At 72.2% G+C, this 19,248-nt stretch carries 17 protein-coding genes; 10 read left to right on the top strand and 7 right to left on the bottom strand.

Going from position 1 to position 19,248, the window contains the following annotated elements:
- Positions 1-45 precede the first annotated feature (45 nt).
- From AB0L34_RS22480 to AB0L34_RS22490, 3 genes are all read right to left on the bottom strand, one after another.
- Positions 46-549, bottom strand: a complete 504-nt coding sequence (locus AB0L34_RS22480) for a hypothetical protein (protein ID WP_363706292.1) — start codon at positions 547-549, stop codon at positions 46-48.
- A 113-nt stretch (positions 550-662) separates the two neighbouring features.
- Positions 663-1,736, bottom strand: a complete 1,074-nt coding sequence (locus tag AB0L34_RS22485; protein ID WP_363706294.1) for a CapA family protein — start codon at positions 1,734-1,736, stop codon at positions 663-665.
- A 100-nt stretch (positions 1,737-1,836) separates the two neighbouring features.
- Positions 1,837-2,364: a hypothetical protein gene (locus AB0L34_RS22490; RefSeq protein WP_363706296.1), complete on the bottom strand. Its 528-nt coding sequence runs from the start codon at positions 2,362-2,364 to the stop codon at positions 1,837-1,839.
- A gap of 379 nt (positions 2,365-2,743) precedes the next feature.
- On the opposite strand from AB0L34_RS22490, the gene AB0L34_RS22495 reads away from it, so the two are divergent.
- The 5 genes from AB0L34_RS22495 to AB0L34_RS22515 all read left to right on the top strand — a co-directional run bounded on the left by AB0L34_RS22495 (position 2,744) and on the right by AB0L34_RS22515 (position 7,869).
- Positions 2,744-3,097 (top strand): hypothetical protein, encoded by a 354-nt coding sequence (locus AB0L34_RS22495; RefSeq protein ID WP_363706298.1) that lies wholly within the window; start codon positions 2,744-2,746, stop codon positions 3,095-3,097.
- Between the two features lie 90 nt (positions 3,098-3,187).
- Positions 3,188-3,685 carry a hypothetical protein gene (locus AB0L34_RS22500; RefSeq protein WP_363706300.1) on the top strand — a complete coding sequence of 166 codons (498 nt, stop codon included), beginning with the start codon at positions 3,188-3,190 and terminating at the stop codon, positions 3,683-3,685.
- Between the two features lie 205 nt (positions 3,686-3,890).
- Positions 3,891-5,288 carry a hypothetical protein gene (locus AB0L34_RS22505; RefSeq protein WP_363706302.1) on the top strand — a complete coding sequence of 466 codons (1,398 nt, stop codon included), beginning with the start codon at positions 3,891-3,893 and terminating at the stop codon, positions 5,286-5,288.
- A gap of 65 nt (positions 5,289-5,353) precedes the next feature.
- Positions 5,354-6,616, top strand: a complete 1,263-nt coding sequence (locus tag AB0L34_RS22510) for an AAA family ATPase (RefSeq protein WP_363706304.1) — start codon at positions 5,354-5,356, stop codon at positions 6,614-6,616.
- Positions 6,613-7,869 carry a VWA-like domain-containing protein gene (locus tag AB0L34_RS22515; RefSeq protein WP_363706306.1) on the top strand — a complete coding sequence of 419 codons (1,257 nt, stop codon included), beginning with the start codon at positions 6,613-6,615 and terminating at the stop codon, positions 7,867-7,869. Before AB0L34_RS22510 ends, AB0L34_RS22515 begins: the two co-directional genes overlap by 4 nt.
- 61 nt (positions 7,870-7,930) lie before the next feature.
- Here the strand turns inward: AB0L34_RS22515 and AB0L34_RS22520 are convergent, their stop codons facing one another.
- A complete protein-coding gene (locus AB0L34_RS22520) occupies positions 7,931-9,064 on the bottom strand; it encodes a citrate synthase (protein ID WP_363706308.1) in 1,134 nt (377 codons plus the stop codon).
- A 68-nt stretch (positions 9,065-9,132) separates the two neighbouring features.
- Between AB0L34_RS22520 and AB0L34_RS22525 the strand changes: the two genes are divergently transcribed.
- Positions 9,133-10,332, top strand: coding sequence for a citrate synthase (locus AB0L34_RS22525; protein WP_363706310.1), 1,200 nt, complete (start codon positions 9,133-9,135; stop codon positions 10,330-10,332).
- A gap of 153 nt (positions 10,333-10,485) precedes the next feature.
- Here the strand turns inward: AB0L34_RS22525 and AB0L34_RS22530 are convergent, their stop codons facing one another.
- The gene (locus AB0L34_RS22530; RefSeq protein WP_363706312.1) at positions 10,486-10,896 is read right to left on the bottom strand and encodes a hypothetical protein; all 411 of its coding nucleotides are present in this window, start codon (positions 10,894-10,896) and stop codon (positions 10,486-10,488) included.
- 98 nt (positions 10,897-10,994) lie between these two features.
- On the opposite strand from AB0L34_RS22530, the gene AB0L34_RS22535 reads away from it, so the two are divergent.
- Both AB0L34_RS22535 and AB0L34_RS22540 read left to right on the top strand, forming a co-directional pair.
- The gene (locus tag AB0L34_RS22535; RefSeq protein ID WP_363706314.1) at positions 10,995-13,682 is read left to right on the top strand and encodes an AAA family ATPase; all 2,688 of its coding nucleotides are present in this window, start codon (positions 10,995-10,997) and stop codon (positions 13,680-13,682) included.
- Positions 13,683-14,305: 623 nt separating this feature from the next.
- Positions 14,306-14,857 carry a hypothetical protein gene (locus tag AB0L34_RS22540; RefSeq protein WP_363706315.1) on the top strand — a complete coding sequence of 184 codons (552 nt, stop codon included), beginning with the start codon at positions 14,306-14,308 and terminating at the stop codon, positions 14,855-14,857.
- A gap of 45 nt (positions 14,858-14,902) precedes the next feature.
- On the opposite strand, the gene AB0L34_RS22545 is transcribed toward AB0L34_RS22540, so the two are convergent.
- Both AB0L34_RS22545 and AB0L34_RS22550 read right to left on the bottom strand, forming a co-directional pair.
- The gene (locus AB0L34_RS22545) at positions 14,903-16,069 is read right to left on the bottom strand and encodes an acetylxylan esterase (RefSeq protein WP_363706317.1); all 1,167 of its coding nucleotides are present in this window, start codon (positions 16,067-16,069) and stop codon (positions 14,903-14,905) included.
- Between the two features lie 121 nt (positions 16,070-16,190).
- Complete coding sequence (locus tag AB0L34_RS22550) at positions 16,191-18,011, bottom strand: hypothetical protein (protein ID WP_363706319.1); 1,821 nt, start codon at positions 18,009-18,011, stop codon at positions 16,191-16,193.
- Positions 18,012-18,390: 379 nt separating this feature from the next.
- Here AB0L34_RS22550 and AB0L34_RS22555 point away from each other — a divergent pair, with 379 nt between their 5' ends.
- Positions 18,391-18,732, top strand: a complete 342-nt coding sequence (locus tag AB0L34_RS22555; RefSeq protein WP_363706321.1) for a metalloregulator ArsR/SmtB family transcription factor — start codon at positions 18,391-18,393, stop codon at positions 18,730-18,732.
- Between the two features lie 3 nt (positions 18,733-18,735).
- On the top strand, positions 18,736-19,221 hold the full coding sequence (locus AB0L34_RS22560; protein WP_363706323.1) for an SRPBCC domain-containing protein: 486 nt from the start codon (positions 18,736-18,738) through the stop codon (positions 19,219-19,221).
- The last annotated feature ends 27 nt before the right edge of the window (positions 19,222-19,248 follow it).

The raw sequence follows: 19,248 nt of genomic DNA on the forward strand, positions 1-19,248 counted from the left end.
GGGTGGGCGCCCCCGCCTGCCCGGCGGGGGCGCCCGCGTCCTGCCTCAGCAGCCGCAGGTGTAGAAGAGGATGTCCCAGTGGCTGCCCTCCTTGGTGTAGAGGTTGCCGGAGGGCGCCCGGTACTGGTAGCCGAAGCCGGAGACGTAGCCGACGTAGGTGTAGTGCGCCGAGATGTAGTTCTGGATGCAGGTGCTCAGCGCGATGTCCAGCTTGTAGCCGTTCCAGTGGCTGTAGGTGCCGCTGGTGTGCCCGACCTCGGTGCCGGCGGTGATCGTGATGGCGCAGCCGCTGGCGCGTTTGAAGGTGATGATCCCGTCGATGGTGGCCTGCCGGACCCCGTCGAACGAGGTGCAGGTCGAGACGTAGCGGTCGCTGCAGTTGCCGCTGGAGGTCCAGGAGATGCCGGCGGCGCTCAGCTGCGACGTGGCGCTGGAGTGGCTGATGGCGAAGGCCGGACTGGCCAGCCCGAGCGCGGCCCCGATCGTGGCCGCGACAGCGACCAGCAGGGTGAGCAGGCGGCGGCGCAGGGGGGAGCGGGTGGACGACATGCTCTCTCCGTTCGCGTGGGGGATCCTTGCGATGGGAAAGGCCGACCTTGAAAATTTTCTATCAGACATCGATGGATATGACTAGTAGGGGCTGCTGCCGCCCTGCCGGCGCGCTATCCGGCGGGGGTCGCGGCGAGTTCGGTGCAGCCGCGCAGGTCCGCGTACTCCCGGAGGACGCGCGCCGCGTCGTCCCCTCCGGCGAGCTGGGGCTGGCCGGTGCGGCGGGAGATCAGCGCCGGCACCAGCTCCGTCTTCACGATCTCCGCGCCGCGCAGGGTGACCCGCAGGATCCCCGTGTCGTTGCTGTACGCGTCGTCGCGCCACCACAGGAAGTTGCCCAGCCCGTACTGGACGAAGGTCCGGCCGATCCAGCCGTCACCGAGCAGCAGGTGCGCGTGGGTGCCGACGACGAGGGAGGCGCCCGCCCGGGCCATCTCATCCGCGAACGCGCGCGCGTCGGCGGGTGGGCAGCTGTCCCCCTCCGCGCCCCAGTGGACGTACACGACGACGACGTCGGCCTGCCGGCGCGCGGCGCGTACCGCGGCGACCGCCCGGGTCAGGTCCCTCGTCATCGCGATACCGGCACGGTCGTCGGTGGCCCGCCACTGCGACCACAGTTCGTCGACCTGGCTGAACGCCAGGAAGGCGATCCGCGTGCCGTTGATCCGGGTCGTCCACGGCGCGTACGCCGCCGCCGCGTCGGCGCCCGCCCCGACGGTCGGCATCCCGGCGGCCTTCGCCGCGTCCACGGTGTCGGCCAGTCCGACCCGTCCGTAGTCCAGCGTGTGGTTGTTCGCGATCGACACGACGTCGACCCCGGCCGCCTTCACCGCCTCGTACGCACCCGCCGGAGCACGGAAGAGGAACTGCTTCGGCTCCGGGGTGCCGCGCGTGGTGACCGCGGTCTCCAGGTTCACCATCGTCAGGTCCGCGGCGGACAGCGCCGACGAGATCGACCCGAACGCGGTCGCCGGATCGTCCAGCAGAGCCGCCGTACGGCCGGCGAAGTGCACGTCGCCCGCGAAGGCCAACGTGACCTCGGCCGGCCCGGCCCGCGACGGGGACGCCGTCGCCGCCGCGGCGGAGCGAGCCGGCTCACCGGCCGGCGCCGTGGACCCGACCCGGCATGCGGTCAGCGCCACGGTCAGGGTCGTCGCCAGCGCGACAAGGGATCGTGCCCGTCTCACCCCAGGCAGCGTACGGCGCAGCGCCTGTCCCGGCGCCGACTTGACGAAGTTGCTCAAGCGCCTTGGCATGGGGGAGCCGCCAGAGAATCAAGCGGGAAGCTCAGGGAAGCTGCAGCTCGGCCAGTGCACGCTCAGCTTCGACCCGTACCGCCACCTGGTGCTCGCTGTCGGCGTCAACCGTGGCGGCGAGCACGTGACGCAGCGCCTCCCGGTACGCGATGTCCCACGCGTGTTCCGCATCGCACGACTGGTCCGGCTGCACGCCAGTGCCTTCCCAATGCATCTCGATCAGCCCGACGTTACCCGCGAGCCGCTCGACCCTGTGGATGCCCTCGGCATTGAGCCGGTACCGCTCCCGCCGCGCCGCCACCTCACCGGCGTCGTCGTCAGCCCGATCCCAGGCGGGCCGGGCCCGCTCGCGCCAGATCAGACGCAGGTGACGGTCGGGGCACACCGATTGCAGATCGTCGGTGAGCGTGGTGCACAACTGCGGACCCGGGAGCCCGTCGTACCGACCGTCGTCGAGATGCCGCCGCACGACCGTTGCCATCTCGGCGGATCGTTCGGGAAAGACGTAGTGGGCAGTGATGCGGTCCAAGACCCCGGTAACCGTGTCCGCGTTACTCATCGGCGCGCAAGCTACCGGCCAGCAGCGGGGAGCTGTAGAGGATTTTTGCAGTCGAGTCACCCGCCGAGAGGTTCGAGATCCGTATGCCCATCGTCCCCGCGCCGGCTGACAGGATGGAGTCATGCGGCGTAATGGTTGGCTCGCTCAGGCGTCCGTCATCGTCGCGGTGGTTCTGTCCGGGACGGCATGCACGCCTGCCCGGGACGTGGGTCAGCGTGACGCTCCGCGGCCCGCGTCGGGGTCTGCCACCGCGGCCAGCACCGGCGCCGGTGCGCCGCCCGCGACGTCCAGAGACTCGGGTCAGGTGACGTGTGCGGATTCCATCGCCGTCTCGCCTCAACCAGCCGACGGGTACCGGATCGTCCTGGGGGATGCGGCGGTGCCGACCGGGAGAGTGCTCCAGGTGGCGGAATCGGGGGAGGTCGACCCCGCCGCGCGGTGGTTCGCCAAGTGGGGATTGGTGGTGCGGGCAGGCGCAGAAGTCGACCTCCTGGTCGCACCTGGCTGGGAGGGCCGGGCCCGCATCGCGTGGGGTCCCTCGGCGGCGCCCGCCGCGACCGTGCACGTGAGCGCCTGCGCGCCTGCCGCCGGCAAGGGTCAGTGGCTGGCCTTCGCCGGCGGGACCTGGGTCGCGCGGGCGGCCTGCGTTCCGCTGCTCGTCCGTTCAGGTGGGCGACAGGCCGAGGTGCGTCTGGCGGTCGGCGCGCCCTGCGACGACGCCGACGGTCCGTAGCGCCACTCCTGACGGCACACCGAGGCCGGGCCGACTCCGCCCGGCCTCGGGTTCCTGGTCGCGTACGCCACCGCGAGCGGATCACGGACCATGAGCGATGTGGACGGCTCCCAGCCAGCCGTGCGGTTAGATGTCCCGGTGGGCGGTGACTACGAGCGCGAGCGTGCCCGAAACATGCGGATGACGAGCGGGAACCTCGGCCGCGCCATGCACCTCATGAGAAGCCGCGACCCGCAGGCGGCGGAGGACGGATTCGCGCTGGTGCGGGACATGGCGGGCCAACACGTCGACGAACTCATCGACGCGTTCGGCCGCGAGACCGACCACGGCGTGCGGTGTTGGCTGTTGGAGCTGATCGGGGACGCGCGTTCAACCCGGGCGTTCGACGTGCTGGCCACGGAGTTGCTGAGCGACGACGAGTCGTTCAGCTTCTGGGCGGAACGGGGCCTGCGACTGCTGGACACCAGAGAGGCTCGACGGTTGCTGTGGCAGCGAGGAGAGGGTGGGCCGTCGGCGGCGAGGGGAAGCCACGCCGCGCCTGATAGCCACGACAACGGTGGCTCGCCGTCATCCGCTGCGGGCGCCTGACCTCGTCCGGCCCGGCGGTTGCGTCGGTGAACGTGCCGACCGGGATGGTTCGGACCGCTGATGTGCCGGAACCCTGGTCGCCCGAGTGCGTCCATGACGACCGACAAAAGTGTCGCTCGCTCAGGCGGCGCTACCGTGTATGCTCCCCCGCGATGATGACCTCTCTCGGCAGATTGGGGGTCCCGTCCGCGCAAGGTGAGTGCTGATGCACTCCCGGGCCGCGAATGCGGATTCTCGCCATTCCTTCTGGCTGCGCGTGCGCGAGTTCGCCGTGCCGCCCTCCATGATCGATTCTGCGACTGCTCGTCGGTACGTCGGGGACTGGGCCGGGGCGTGTGCCGCCGCCAGCGTCGATGTCGACTTCGGTCTGCGTTCCGTTGCTCGTACCCATGGCCGGGAGTTCGCGGCCCGGGTCCGGGCCGACCTGCGCCATCTGGCTCCCGACCTGCTGCGCTGGCACCTGCCGCGGGTCGCTCCCGACGGGCTGCTGCGTCCGGGCCTGACCGTCCCGCTGGCCCGGTACGACCCGGCGGACCACGACGGCGGCCGCACCGTGCACCTGGTGGCGCGGACCGCACCCGCGTGGGCGGATGCCGGTCAGCGGATCAGCCTGGCGCTGTGGGACGGATCCCGCTCCGGGGACCGATCCTGTCCTCACCCGCACCCCCGACCCGACCGCCGGTTCCGCCTGGACCTGCACCGCCACCTCTGGGACGCGCGGAGAGCGGACGAGCTACGGACCCGGTCGGGGGCGGATCGGCTGCCCGCCGACGGGCGTCCTGCGGTGGACCCTGATCCGTTCCGGGCGGCGCTGCGAAGGCGCGGATGCGCGGTGGACCGGTGGGCGGCCGAGGCGGCGCTCCTGCTCCGAGCTGAGGGGCGGACCAGCGGTCGCGTCGCTGTGCGGCTGGGTGCCCGGAACCGGCTGGTCCTCGACGTGACTCCAGGCGGGGAAGGCCGGCCGCCCGAGGCGCGGATCGCGCCGTCGGCGACGGGCTCGGACACCACGCTGCCGGTGCTGCCCGACGCGGCGACGTGGGTGCTGCCCGACCTGGACCTGCTCCGCGGCGGGCTGGTCAACGCCGATCGGCTGCATCCGTTGGTCGCGTCGGCACTGGCGCCCGACCGTCCGGCGGCGACAGCGCCGAGGGCTCCCGAACAGCCGGGACAGGCGCGCATCGTGGAGTGCCGGGGAGCTCGGCACCGGATCGGCCTGGTCGACGGGGTGCTCGCGCCGCTCGACCACGACCCGGCGGAGATCCGCCGGGAGGAACTGCTGGCCGCGCTGACCGGTACCCCGCTTGCCTGTCTGCGCGCGATCGACGAGGCGCACCGCCAGCCGGAGTGCCTTCCCGATGTCCGCGCACGCCTCGACCACGGCGACACCGCCGGTGCCCTCGCCGTCGTCGAGGCTCTGCTCGGGCCCGACGCCCTGCTGCGCAGCGGCGACCTGCGCGACGAACTGGAAACGGCCGCCCTGCGGCGGGTGACGTACGGACTGTTCAGGGCAGGACTCGTCGGTTCCGGGCCGGGCCCCGCCCGCGCGGACAGTCGCCGTACCCGTGACCACCGCTCGCGCCCGCGCCACGCGACTGGCTGCTGACCACCGGGCCCGTCTCACCCGACGGCCCTCCTCGTACTCGCCACCACTCCCACAGGTGATTGAAGATGTCTGCATTGACCTCGTACGTGTCCACCGATGCCCCTGTCGAGCCGACCCACGCTCCTCAGCTCGATGTCGCCGCCGAACTGCTCGCGCTGCTCGGCGCCACCACCACCGAACCCCGCCCCGACACCCAGTTGGAGGCCCTGACGCTGGCCGTGGCCGCGGACCTGCCCGTGCTGCTGTGGGGCGAGCCGGGGATCGGCAAGACCGCCGCCCTGACGCAGCTCGCCGCGGCGCTGGACCTGCCGCTGACGACCGTTGTCGCCAGCGTCCACGAGCCGTCCGACTTCTCGGGGCTGCCGATCGTCGGCGACGACCCGGCGGCGCAGGGCGTCCCGATGGCACCGCCGGACTGGGCCGTGCGCCTGGTGCGGGCCGGCCGGGGGCTGCTGTTCCTGGACGAGTTGTCCACCGCGCCGCCGGCCGTCCAGGCGGCCCTGCTCCGCCTCGTGCTCGAGCGGCGCATCGGCACCCTGCGGCTGCCGCCCGGGGTCCGGATCGTGGCCGCCGCCAATCCGCGCTCCTCGGCGGCCGACGGCTGGGAGCTGAGCGCGCCCCTGGCCAACCGGTTCGTCCATCTCCAGTGGGCCCACGACAACGACGTCGTCGTACGGGGCCTCGGCGGGACCTGGCCCCGAGCGGTGCTGCCCCGGCTCGACCCGGCGCTGTTGTCGGAGGCCGCCACTTTCGCCCGCCGCGCCGTGTGCGGGTTCCTGACCGCCCGCCCGGGGCTGGTTCACCGGCTGCCGAGCAACGAAGGCCGCCGGGGCGGTCCCTGGCCGTCGCCCCGCAGCTGGGACATGACCCTGCGCCTGGTCGCCTTCGCGACCGCGGCGGGCGTCTCGCGGGACGTGCTGTCGTTGCTGGTCAGAGGCACCGTCGGGGACGGCCCGGGGCTGGAGCTACTGGCCAGCATGGACCGGATGGACCTGCCGGACCCCGAGGTGCTGCTGGCCGACCCGGCGGCCGCCGTCCTGCCCGAGCGGGGAGACCTCCGCCAGGCCGTGCTGGACGGCGTGGTGGAGGCGGTCCGCCGGCGTCCGACGAAGGCTCGCTGGGACGCGGCGTGGGCGCTGCTGGTGCGGGCGCTGGAGACCGGAGCCCCGGACCTCGTGGTCGTCCCCTCCACCACACTCGCTGCCCTGCGCCAGGAGGACTGGGACGTCCCGGCAGAGATCGAGCGGCTCGCCGGGGCGGTGTCGGTGTCCCGGCGAGCCGAGCAGGCGGCGGCACGGGTCGTGGCCGCGGCGGGGAACAGCCGATGATCCCCGGGCACACCGGGACGCTGGACGTCGAGAAGCTCTTCGCCGCGCGGCTGCACGCCGCCCGGGTCCGGCCCTACCTGGCGACGGCGCTGTTCGCCCTGCACGTGGTGGAGTCGCGGCGGGTACCGACGATGGCGGTGGACCCGCACTGGCGGTGCTACGTCTCGCCCGCCTTCGTGGACCGTACCCCGGTGGAGGAACTCGCCGGGGTGTGGGTGCACGAGGTCTCGCACCTGCTGCGCGACCACCACGGACGCAGCGACCGGGTGGCGCGGGAACGGGGGCTGGTCGGGCCGGGGGAGCGGCTGCGGATGAACATCGCCGCGGACTTCGAGATCAACGACGACGTTTTCGGTGAGGGGTTGGCCCGACCCGAAGGCGCCGTCGAGCCAGGGTTGCTGGGGCTGCCCGAGGGGGAGCTCATGGAGGACTACCTGCGGCAGTTCGGGCTCGGGCCGCGTACGGAGGGCCTGGTCTGGCTGGACTGCGGCAGCGGCGCCGACGGGCTGGATCGGGAGTGGGACCTGGGGCCGGACGGCGCGCACGGCCTCAGCGCGCAGGAACGGGACCTGGTGCGGTTCCGGGTGGCGCACGGCATCACGGGCCGGCCTGGGGACGTTCCGCAGGGCTGGCGAAGGTGGGCGGAGAAGGCGTTCCACCCGCCGCAACCGTGGCGGGAACTGCTGGGGGCGGCGGTCCGCTCGGCCGCCTCCGCTGCCGGCGTCGGCGAGGACTACACCTACGGCCGGCCGTCGCGGCGGTCCGCCGGGGTGCCCGGCGCGATCCTGCCGAGCCTGCGACGCAGGCCCCCTCGGGTGTGCGTGGTCATCGACACGTCCGGATCGGTGAGCGACGCCGAACTGGGCAGCGCCCTGCTCGAAGTCACCGCGATCTCCCGCGCCGTGGGCGGCCGGCGCGACCTGGTCACCGTGCTTCCGTGCGACGCCGCGGCCCAGGTCGTGCATTCACTGTGCCGCGCCGAGGACATCCCGCTGCTGGGCGGCGGAGGGACGGATCTGCGTACGGGCTTCGCCCGGGCGCTGCGCGCGCGGCCCCGACCGGATGTCATCGTGGTCCTGACCGACGGGCAGACGCCCTGGCCGGCGACGCGGCCCTCGTGCCGGACGGTGGTGGGACTTTTTCCCCGGCAGAGGCCGGCCCGGTCGTGGCACGAGGACGACCCCGACTACGTACCGGACTCGCCGCCCGCCTGGGCACGAGTGGTCGACATCGGCTCCGGTCCTGGCCGGTGAGCCCACCGGGTGGCGGGGCCGACCTGCCGGCGACCCCGCTCCGGCATGATCTGCCGGCCCTTTACGGCACCGGTTGCGGCGGGGGAGGGCCCACGTAGCGCGAGTCCGGCCGGATGATCTTCGAGTCCTCGGCCTGTTCCAGCACGTTCGCGCACCACCCGATGACGCGGCTGGTGGCGAAGGTGGGCGTGAACATCTCCCGGGGCAGCCCGCACAGGTGCATGACGACGCCCGCGTAGTACTCCACGTTGGTGTGCAGTTCGCGGCCGGGCTTCAGCTCCGCCAGCAACGACAGGACCCGCTCCTCGACGGCCACGGCGAAGTCCACCAGCGGCCCGCCGAGGTCCTGGGCGATCCCCTTGAGCATGCGGGACCGCGGGTCCTCCGTGCGGTAGATCGGGTGCCCGAAGCCCATGATCCGCTCGCCGCCGAGGATGCGTTCGCGCAGCCACGGGTCGGCTCGGTCGATCGTGCCGATGGCGTCGAGGGTGTCCAGGGCCCGGCTGGGGGCACCACCGTGCAGGGGGCCGGAGAGCGCGCCGAGGGCGCCGCCGACGCAGGCGTAGAGGTCGGCGCCGGTGGAGGCGATGACGCGGGCGGTGAAGGTCGACGCGTTGAAGCCGTGGTCGACGGTGGCGATCAGGTAGCGCTCGATCGCCCGGGCGTGACGTTCGGACGGCTCCTCGCCGGTGATCATGTACAGGTAGTTCGCCGCGTGGGACAGGTCGTCGCGCGACTCGATCGGCTCCAGACCCGCTCGTAGGCGGTACAACGCCGCGAGCAGGCTGGGCGTCAGCGCGCAGAGTGCCATGGCCTGCGCCCGCCGTTCGGTGGGCGACGTGTCGTACAACGGGCGGGCTCCGGCGGCGAGGCCGGCGACGGCCAGCGCGGCGCGCAGGCCGCCCATCGGGTCCGGCGACGTCGACGCCGTGGCGATGTCGGGCAGTGCGGCGGCGACCGCGGGCGGGATGTGGCGCAACGGGACGATCTCCTCGTGCAGCGCCTTGGGCTCGGTGGGCAGGGAGCCGTCGATGAGCAGCGCCCAGACGTCCTCCAGCGTCCGGCGTTCGGCGAGGTCGATGGCGGAGTACTGCCGGTAGTGGTAGAAGCCCTCGGTGCCGCGGACGTGGCCGACGGTGGTGTCGGTGACCACGACGCCGGCGAGCCCGCGGGGAGCGGTGATGGTGTCAGCCATGCGGGCAGCGTCGTGCCGGCAGCCGAGGCCAGTCAACATTGATTCAGTCAACGTGAGACCATGGCCACATGGCCGAGGAGCAACTGCTGACGACCGCCGAGGTGGCCCATCGCCTGCGCATCAAGCCGGAGACGATCTACGCGTACGTCAGCCGGGGGCTGCTCGCCAGGGTCAAGGTTCCCGGCGAGCGGACCAGCCGCTTCCGGCTCGCCGACGTCGAGCGGCTGGCCGCCCGCACCCAGGCGACCCGGCCGGAACGCGATGCCGCGCCGGCGATGCGGACCGCCACCACGTTGATCGCGTACGGGAGGCTGCACTACCGGGGACTCGATGTCGCGACGCTCGCGCCCGTGACGCCGTTCGAGGAGATCGCCCGTTGGCTCTGGACCGGCGAGCGGCGCCGGGAGCCCTTCGCGACGTCCGCCGAGACCGTCGACACGGCGCGGCGGGCGAGCAGTCACCTGCCGGCCCAGGCCCGGCTCTTCGACCGGCTGCCGGTGATCGTCGCCGTGGCGGCCGCGATGGACCCGCTGCGCTTCGACCTGGCGCCCGCCACCGTGACGGCGCTCGCGCCCGCGCTGCTGTCCAGCATGGTCGACGCGCTGCCCCTCGCGGGCGAGTCGCCCGCCGACGACGCCCTGGCGGCCCGCCTGTGGCCGCGGCTGACGGGCACGCCGGCCTCCACCGCGGGGCTTCGGGCGCTGAACGCCGCACTCGTCCTGCTCGCCGACCACGACCTCGCCGCGTCGACCATCGCCGTACGCGTGGCGGCCTCGACCCGGGCGAACCCCTACGCGGCGGTGCTGGCGGGGCTCGGCGCGCTGGACGGGCCGATGCACGGAGCCGTCGGCAGCAGCGTCCACCGGATGGTCGAGGTGGCGCTGCGGGACGGGGCGCCGGCCGCGATCGCCGAGTGGCTGCGGACCGGCGCGCTGCCCGGGTTCGGGCACTCGCTGTACCCGGACGGCGACCCGCGCGGAGCCGCCCTGCTCGATCTCGTCGCGGAGCTGCCGACCGAGGGCGAGCTGCGGCGGGCCGTCGACGACCTGATCGCCACGGCGGCGCGGCGGGGCGCCCTGCCCAACGTCGACCTCGCCGTCGCCGCGTTGGCGCACGCGACCGGCATGGGCCCGGGCGCGGCGGAGGTGATCTTCGCGGTCGCCCGGACGGCGGGCTGGATCGCGCACATCGTCGAGGAGTACGCGCAGCCGAGCAACCGGTTCCGGTGGAGCAGCGGCTACACCGGGCCGCCACCGGAGTCGACGTGAACTCCGATGTGCGGCAGCGTCCTGGCCCCTGCACGTCACGAAAGTCGAGTCCCCTCTGACGCCCGACAGGGTGGCCACCCGGCGGGGTGGCCACCCTGTGCAGGACCGATGGTCCCGGTCCCGGTCGCGGCTCGGGGCGATCCGGATGGTCGCTCAGCCGGCCCTGCGAAGACCGGCGAACTGCAGGACCGTGTAGCCGGCGACCACGACCGCCTGCACGATCACCAGCGCGGTACCCAGGCCGGTCAGCGGGAACCAACCGGCGACGAGCACCATCACGCTCGCCGCCACCCAGGCGACGTTGACACCCATCACCACACCCACAGCGGCCCTGCTCACCACGGGCCGGGAGGCGAGAACCAACAGGGCGGCCGCGTAGGCCACCAGGAAGGCCCCGGCCGGGTAGAGGAAGCCGGCAGGAAGGCCGAACAGCTCCCCGAAGATCGCGGCGACGGCGACGTACACGACCCCGTTGCCGCCGGAGCCGATCGCGTCCTGCTTGAGGGCGAATCGGAGCAGCCTGGTGTCGGCGACGGTCCGGGCGGGACTGGTGACGGTGATCATGTCGGAGGTCCGTTCGTAGTCGTGACGCGCTTACGAGCACGACGCTACGGAGATCCACCCCGAGCCGAATCAGTCACCGTGACGGTAGGTTCCTGACCGTGCTGCACGGACGAGCCGGGGAACAGGCGGACATCGAACGGCTGCTGGCGGAGGCCAGAACCGGCAGGAGCGGGGTGCTGGTCATCCGCGGCCCGGCGGGAATCGGCAAGTCGGCGCTCCTGGACCACGCCGCCGAACGGGCGGAGGGCATGCGGGTGCTACGCGGCGTCGGTGTCCAGTCCGAGGCCACGTTGCCCTTCGCCGCACTCCACCTCCTCCTGCGTGCCGGGCTCGACCGGATCCCTGCACTGCCTGACGCGCAGGCCGCCGCGCTCCGCGGTGCCCTCGGGTTGGGTGACCCCGCCCCGGAGAACCGGTTCCTGGTCGGGTTGGCCACGCTGAGCCTCCTCGCCGACCTCGCCGGAGACGGCGCGCTGCTCTGCCTCGTCGACGACGCACAGTGGTTCGACCAGGCCTCCGCCGACGCGCTGCTGTTCGCCGCCCGCCGCCTCGAGGCCGAAGGCGTCGTCATGATCTTCGCCGCGCGCGCGGGATTTCCTGCCGCGGGGCTGCCCGAACTCCGGCTGCGCGGGCTGGACGACGCGGCCGCTGCCGCCCTGCTTCCCCCCGACCTTCCACCACAGGTGCGGGAGCGCCTCATCGAGGAGTCCGGCGGCAACCCCTTGGCGCTCGTCGAACTGCCTGCCGCGCTCAGCGCCGAACAGCGGGCGGGACGACTGCCGCCGGTGGGTGCGATGCCGGTCGTCGACCGGGTCCAGGAAGCCTTCCACGCACGGATAGCCGCGCTCGCCGAGCCTGCCCGGGCCGCGCTGCTGATCGCGGCGGCGGACGGTTCGGGTGAGCTCGACACCCTGGTGGGCGCGGGCGCCTCCCTCCACGGCCTTGAGGAGGCCGAGCGGAGCCGGCTGATCGAGATCAGGGGCGCGACCGTGGGATTCCGCCATCCCCTGATCAGGGCCGCCGCCTACCAGAGCGCGCCGGTGACCCGGCGCCTCGCCGTACATCGAGCCCTCGCCGACGCCCTCACCCGCTCGGCCGCCGTCGACGCGGCCGACCGGCGGACGTGGCACCTGGCCGCGGCCACGCTCGGCCCTGACGAGAACGTCGCCCGGGAGCTGGAGGAAGCGGCGGAACGGGCACGTACGCGTGGCGGCCACGCCGCGATCGCGACCGCCTACGAGCGGGCCGCCGAGCTCACCGCCGACCCGGTGCGACGATCCGAACGGCTGGCCGCCGCCGCGCTGGCCGCCAGTGACGCGGGTCTGACGGGTCGCGCTGCCGCGCTCGCCGACCGGGCGACGCCTGAGGTGGAGGACCCGGACATGAGCGCCGCGCTGGTCCAGGTGCGCGCGCATCGGGAGTTCGAGTTGGGCACGCCGCTCGCGGCGGGCCGGATCCTCCTGGACAACGTCCCCCGCGTGGCCGCCCGCTCCACCGAGCGGGCCACCTGGTTGCTGGTGGAGGCCATCCGCTGCGCCTGGTTCGCCGGTGACGCCCGACTGGCGGAGGAGGCCGCGGCGAGTCTCCGCGCGCTTCCCGAGATCGGGTCACCGCTGGTCGGTGCGGCGCTCGGGCTCAGCCGCCTGTTGGGCGGTGACATCGGCGGCGGGATCACGCTCATGGGCGAGGCCGTCGACGCACACCCGGGTGCGGGGCTGGGGGTGCCGGGACTGACCTTCACCGCCGCTGCCTGCCTTCCGCTGGGCCGCACCGCTCTCTGTGAGGAGATCACCGGCCGCGTCGTGGCGGACTGCCAGAAGAACGGGATGATCGGCTGGCTCGCCTTCGCGCTCAACGACCATGGACTCGCGCAGGGGTGGCTCGGCCGGTACGGCGAGGCCATGACGTCCCTCAACGCGGGGCTGCGGCTGGCGGCGGATCTGGGCCACCAGCCTCGGGTCAGCCACCTCACGTGTTCGCTCGCCTGGGTGCTCGCGCAGCAGGGCAACGTCGATGAGTGCCGCACGAAGGCCGAGGAGGGCATAGCGGGAGCCGGTGAGCATGGCCTCGTCCTCGCGGCGGACATCGGACGCTGGGCACTCGGCCTGCTGGAGCTCGGCCTGGGTCGTCCGGCCGCCGCCCTGCGGCAGTTGGCGGCCATCCCCTCGGCAGGGATCGCTCTCCTCAGCGCCGCGGACCAGGTGGAGGCAGCCGTCCGCAGCGGCGAACCGGAGCGGGCGAAGGAGCCGCTCGCCCGGTGTCTGGCCTGGGCCCGGCACGTCCGCCAGCCGTCGTCGGACGCGATCGCCCTGCGGTGCCGGGCCCTCGTCGAGGAGAACGAGGCACACTTCGCGCACGCCGTGCAGCTTCACCAGCAGGACGTTCAGCCGTACCAGCAGGCGAGGACGCAGCTCGCCTACGGCGAGTGGCTGCGGCGGGCACGGCGGCGGGCGGACGCCCGTACGCAACTGCGCGTCGCGCTGGACACCTTCGACCGGCTCGGTGCGCGGCTGTGGGCCGAGCGGGCTCGCGCGGAGCTGCGCGCGACGGGGGACGTGCCGGCGGCGCCGCGCAAGGCCGACGATCCGCTCAGCGTGCTGACTCCCCAGGAACGCCAGGTCGTGCGGCTGGCAGCCACCGGCGCTTCCAACCGTGACATCGGCGCCCGGCTCTTCCTCAGCCCGCGGACCGTCGGCTACCACCTCTACAAGGCGTTCCCCAAGCTGGGTATCACCTCGCGGGCCCAACTGGCTTCCATCGCCGGGTCGTCGTCGGCGCTCGGCTGAGGTCCTGACGATCAGGCATTCTCGGCATCGTCCAAGGTGGCGGCGGGTAGGCCGATCGACGGACAGCTGACGTCGGTCGAGTGGCGGTCACGTGGGCCTTGGCGGCCGGCGATGTGGAGGCCATGGGAGTGCGGACCTGGCCATGGCCTCTCAGATCGCCATCGCCGTTCACCCGGATCGCGGCCAACCCGCTCCCCGGCTGACACCGATCAGCCCCGAACCAACGACCCAAGGGACCCACGCTCACCCGGCGTGACAGCCGGCCCACCACCGCATCCAGCCACGATCAGCATCGACTCACTCACAACCATGAAATGGCTGTCGCGGTCGAGCCGGCAGACCGTGAGAACCGCCGGGCCTGTAGGTACTACCAGACCGCGACGACGATCACCTCGGCGGGGAAACGGAATCCGGTGAACGCCGTCCCGGCGGCGACCAAGGGCGACGACGGCTCGATACCCTTACTCGCCAAGCCTGCCTCGGCCCCTGACTACCGGCAACGTAACAGCGCCCCCGCGCCGTATGGATCGCGCGCCAGCGGGTAAGCGCCGGCTGTCGGGCGGCGGTCAAGGACGCCCGCATTCCGACGAATGAGGTCGCCACTCGCCGGCGGAGGAGCCATCATGTCAGTGCAGGACCGAGAGAACTGGATCAGGCGGGGTTGCCCGTTCAGGCTGATGCAGCCGGCGTGCGATCTGCGGGACGTGCTGCGTAGCTACGGTTACACCGTCTACGACATCGGCGACCGGCGCCATCTTGAGGCCGAGCCGCCCCAGGACCACACCCCGTACTCTCGGACCGGATATCCCGACCCCGCGCAGTACGGCATCGGCTACGCGATCGACATCATGCCGCCCGGCGCCTCCGGTCTACCCTCGCTCCAGCAGCTTGGCGCGCAACTGTTCGCCGACCGCTGCAATGTGGTGGCTGGGATCAGCTGGCTGAAGTACATGAACTGGGAGCCGGAGCGAGACGGGGGCGGCCCCTGCTACCACGACTCGTGGCAGCCCGATCATGCCCGCCGGGACAGCAGTGACCGCGGCCATATCCACCTGTCCGGCCTGACCGGCTTGGAGAGCAGCACCACCGGTGCGGGATACGACCCGGTGGCCAGGCTGCGGGAGCACGCCAGGCATCTGGCGCCGTCCGGCCGGTCCGGCGGGCGCATGTACTGAGCGGGTCCTCGGCGGCTACATCGGATTCGGCGCGCGGAGAATGCCTTACCCCACCATCCTCTCGCCGAGTGGCGCTTCAGCTTGCGGATCGCTGCCGCCCGCGTCTGGCCCGTCGGCGCGGTCGTCGAGGTGCTGTCCGAAGAAGCGCTGGCTCGCCGCGACGAGTTCCTCGTACTCGGTCTGGCTGTCGGCGTGCGGGAAGTGCCCCGCGGTCAGCACGTGTAGCTCGCGCGGCCCGGCCAGGCCGTTGTGCACGGCGAACTGGCCCGGTGGCGGCACGGCGGGGTCGAAGAGGGCGGGCGCGACCAGTGTCGGGATGCGCAGCCTCGTCGCGGCCGTGGCGGCGTCGAAGTATCGCAGGACCCGCGTCACTCCCGGGTGTTCACGGTGGTGTGCGCGGACGGACTCGCCGCTGCCCACACAGGGGAGGGTGAGCCGCAGCGGGTGGTTGCCGAAGGTGGGTACGGTCAACCGGGCCGCGGCGAAGCGGTCGTCCCAGGGGAGGGCCAGGGCACCGATTCCGCCGCCGAAGCTCTCGCCGAGATAACCCAGGCGCGGGCCAGCGGGCAGGTTGAGACTCGGCACCAGTTGCAGCAGCGCCGACGCCGCGCACCACAGGTCGGCGACGCAGTCTCCGATGACGTACCGGTCACGCGAGTCGATGCCGTGCAGCACGTGCCCGTCGGCGTGGTCGGGTATGCCCGGCAGCAGGCTGCGCGCGCCCATGCCCCGTACGCAGGGAAGGATCGCCGCCGACCGAGGCAACGGCAGTGGTACCGAGGGGCCCGGTTCCTGACGGCCGCCATACCCGTGGCCGATGACGAACCCGTGCTCGACGCCGCTGACGGTCGCGGTCGGTCCCTCCGACTCGACGGGCAGCACGAGCCATCCGCCGATGCGGACGCCGCCCACGGACGAGTAGGCCACTCCGAAGATCCGTACGCCGTCGCGTTCCTCCTCCAGGGGACCGATGGTGGGCTCCGTCGAGACCTGCCGCGCGGCGTCGTATCGAGCGCGCCAGAACTCGTCGAAGTCGGCGGGTGCGGCTGGCGCCGGGATGCGGAGCAACTGGTCGAGGCGGTGACCGTAGCTCGGGTCGAAGGGGAAGTCGTGCTCGAGCCGAACGGCGGCACGTTGGCGGGCGTCGGTGCGCCGGGCGCCGTCCGGTACGTGCGGTAGCGCCGGGTCGATGTTCTGCCGTTCGTGCCGCAACGGGTCTCCGTCCAGATTGCAACCTCTGGTGGATGGGCCCGCCGTGATCCGGCGGGCCCGTCCATCGCACCGCCTACCGGATCGCGTCCGGCGGCGGGTCGGTCTACGTGCCCGGTTCGGACTACTTCTTGGGCAGCGGGAAGCGGGCCAGGTCCATGCCGTGCATGCCCCAGGTCGACTTGCCGTCCGGGGTGAAGTGGAACGCCGGGTTGTTGTACCAGCCGCGCGGCACGTTGTCGTACAGCGTGGTCACCGCGCCGCCCGGGACGGTCGGCAGCTCGCAGATGTCGTTGGTCCAGTGCACCCAGGAGAAAACCCGGCCGTCGACCCCGTTGAACTGCCCGTACCCGCCGAGGTCGCCCTCCATCACGATGGTGCGGGTGTGCAGGTCGTAGGCGAACCAGGCACCGCGCGGGCGCCGGCCCATGGCGTAGAGCAGGTTGCCCACCACGTGCAGGCTCTCGTACGACTGCCAGTCCGGCTTGATCTCCTCGCGCCACAGCAGCTGACGGGTGACGATGTCGACGGCCGCCACCTGCGCGACCTTGCGGATCGGGCCGGTGGTGCCCTCGCCGTAGGTGTCGCCGGCGATGTAGGCGGTGGTGCCCTGCACCACCACGTCCATGACGCTCTGCTCGGGCAGGAACTCGCGGTGCGAGTCGAAGGCGTTGGTGGCCAGGTCGATGAAGGTCAGCGCGCCGGTGTGCTTGGTGGTCTGCGGGCTGGACGCCACGATGAGCTGGTTGCGCGGCCGGTCCACGACGATGCGCTTGGTGCGCAGCTGCTCGTTGCCGAGCAGGCCCAGCACCTTGACCTCGTAGCTGTCCGGGTCGACCGCCACGATCTGCGTGCTCGGGTACAGGCCCGCGTAGACCACGCCGGCCTGGCCCTCGGCCATCGCCTTGACCTCGCCGTTGATGTCGAACCGGTCGTTGGTGCCGGCCTCGGTGCGGTGCACCGTCATCGCGTAGTGGCCGCCGACCCAGATCGTGCCCCGGGTGTGCCGCATCATCGACTGGATCGTCTCCGGGTAGCCGAAGCCCCGGGTGGCGGTCTGCCACACGCTGGCCGTGCCGCCCGGCGTCGTCTTCCACACGTGCCCCAGCCCGCTGACGCCGAGCAGAGCGCCGCCGGGCAGCGGGGCCAGGAGCGCGTTCTCCACGTCGGCGAGGGGCTGGCCGACCTTCACCAGGCCGTCGGCGGTGACCTCGTACAGGTTGGTGGTGAGTCGGGTCAGCGCGTACACCTTGCCGTCGCTGCCGACGGTGACCTGGTCGACGTAGCGGTCCTCGGCGGGGATGTCGCGGGAGACCCGGTTGGAGCCGTCGCGGTGGAAGGAGATCAGCTGCCGGCCGCTGGCCACGTAGACGACGCCGTCGGCGACCGTCATGTCGAGGATGCCGACCGGGGAGGCGCTCAGGTGCGGGGTCAGGTTGGTGGCGGTGCCGCCGGCCTTCGGCCAGGCCAGCAGCGTGCCGGGCGCGGCCGACCCGCCGTAGACGTACTCGTCGTCGACCGCCACGGCCGCGGCGTACTGGGAGGTGGAGATGCGGCCGTACGTCTCGATCGTCGCGTCGGCGAGGCGGATCCGCTTGACGGTGCAGTCCGGGTACGTGCCGATGTAGAGGTGCTCGCCGTGCACGACCATGTCGTAGTACCAGGTGGTGCTGCCCCCGGCGCGGGCCCAGGCCGCCAGCTCCTTGGTCTGTGGGTCGAACCGGTAGACGTACGCGCTGCCGGCCGGGCCGATGTAGACGTAGCGACCGTCGGCGGCGAGCTTCTGCCCGCCGTTGCTCGGGATGGTGAGGTCGTCGATGCTGCGCATCTCGCCGGTGTTGACGTCGAACTCGCCCAGCCGCATCTTCCCCTCGGGGGTGTTGAACCGGGAGGTGATGAAGACGCTGTCGCCGATGACGGCGGCACCCCGGACGGCGGCGGTCAAAGAGGCGGGACCGAAACTCGTGGGAGTGAGCTCCTGGTCGCCCTGAGCCATGGCCGGGCCGGTCACCGCCCCGTGGCCAACCGCCAGTGCGGCACCAGTAAGGGCACTGCTCGTGAGGAGCGAACGACGGCTGAGTGGCATGGTGGGCTCCGTTCGTCTATGTCATTACGGCCCGGACCTTAATCACGCCGTCAGGGGCCGTCAAGGATCCGTTCGGGTCGTCCGCCGAGCCTCGCTGGCACCCCCGGTTCCGAGATGTTCGGTCCGGCCGGCGGATACCGGGTGGATGATCCTGGTGCGCGGGTCGCTCCGATCGGCGCGATGGTGGCAGTGGGTCACGCCTTGACAATATGAAACCGATCGGTTGTATATTCGACCCGTGACCGAGGAGAGCGACGACCGGGCGGACGCCATGTTCCACGCGCTCGCTGACCGCACCCGGCGCGACATCCTGCGCCGCGTGCTGACCGGCGAGCACTCCGTCTCCGCGCTCGCGGCGAAGTACGACATGAGCTTCGCCGCGGTGCAGAAGCACGTCGCCGTGCTGGAGAAGGCTGGTCTGCTGACCAAGCGACGCAGTGGTCGTGAGCAGCTGGCCAGCGGTGACGTGGAGGCGGTGCGGTCGGTGGCGTCCATGCTCACCGAGCTCGAACAGGTTTGGCGTGGCCGCATCGCCCGCATCGACGTACTCATCGCATCGGACCCCGATCAGGAGGACTGAACCATGCCCGTGACCGACGTCCAGCACGACCTTGACAACCTGACCCTGACCATCACCGCGGAATTCGCCGCGCCGGTAGAGCGGATCTGGCAGGTCTACGCCGACCCCCGCCAACTGGAGAAGGTGTGGGGACCGCCGACCTACCCGGCGACGGTGGTCGACCACGACCTCACGCCTGGCGGTCGCGTGACCTACTACATGACCGGCCCGGAGGGCGACAAGCACGCCGGATACTGGCTGGTCACCGCCGTGGACGAGCCGAGGGGCTTCTCCTTCGACGACGGCTTCGCCGACCTGGACTTCAACCCGAGGCCGGAACTGCCGGTCTCCAAGAACGCCTACACCTTCACCGAGCACAACGGCGGCACCCGCGCGACCTACGTGGGCAGGTACGCCTCCGCCGAGGCGCTGCAGCAGGTGCTGGACATGGGCGTCGTGGAAGGCGCCACCTCGGCGATCAACCAGATTGACGACCTGGTCGCCTCCTGAGCGTCGTGGGACCGGGGCCGCCATGGC

Source organism: Micromonospora sp. NPDC052213, from assembly GCF_040679695.1.
Classification (GTDB): domain Bacteria; phylum Actinomycetota; class Actinomycetes; order Mycobacteriales; family Micromonosporaceae; genus Micromonospora.

Bases quoted from the DNA above. Each gene is read 5' to 3' on its own strand.
- AB0L34_RS22480 (WP_363706292.1), bottom strand. From the start codon at position 549: ATGTCGTCCACCCGCTCCCCCCTGCGCCGCCGCCTGCTCACCCTGCTG.
- AB0L34_RS22490 (WP_363706296.1), bottom strand. From the start codon at position 2,364: ATGAGTAACGCGGACACGGTTACCGGGGTCTTGGACCGCATCACTGCC.
- AB0L34_RS22500 (WP_363706300.1), top strand. From the start codon at position 3,188: ATGAGCGATGTGGACGGCTCCCAGCCAGCCGTGCGGTTAGATGTCCCG.
- AB0L34_RS22505 (WP_363706302.1), top strand. From the start codon at position 3,891: ATGCACTCCCGGGCCGCGAATGCGGATTCTCGCCATTCCTTCTGGCTG.
- AB0L34_RS22510 (WP_363706304.1), top strand. From the start codon at position 5,354: ATGTCTGCATTGACCTCGTACGTGTCCACCGATGCCCCTGTCGAGCCG.
- AB0L34_RS22515 (WP_363706306.1), top strand. From the start codon at position 6,613: ATGATCCCCGGGCACACCGGGACGCTGGACGTCGAGAAGCTCTTCGCC.
- AB0L34_RS22520 (WP_363706308.1), bottom strand. From the start codon at position 9,064: ATGGCTGACACCATCACCGCTCCCCGCGGGCTCGCCGGCGTCGTGGTC.
- AB0L34_RS22525 (WP_363706310.1), top strand. From the start codon at position 9,133: ATGGCCGAGGAGCAACTGCTGACGACCGCCGAGGTGGCCCATCGCCTG.
- AB0L34_RS22530 (WP_363706312.1), bottom strand. From the start codon at position 10,896: ATGATCACCGTCACCAGTCCCGCCCGGACCGTCGCCGACACCAGGCTG.
- AB0L34_RS22540 (WP_363706315.1), top strand. From the start codon at position 14,306: ATGTCAGTGCAGGACCGAGAGAACTGGATCAGGCGGGGTTGCCCGTTC.
- AB0L34_RS22560 (WP_363706323.1), top strand. From the start codon at position 18,736: ATGCCCGTGACCGACGTCCAGCACGACCTTGACAACCTGACCCTGACC.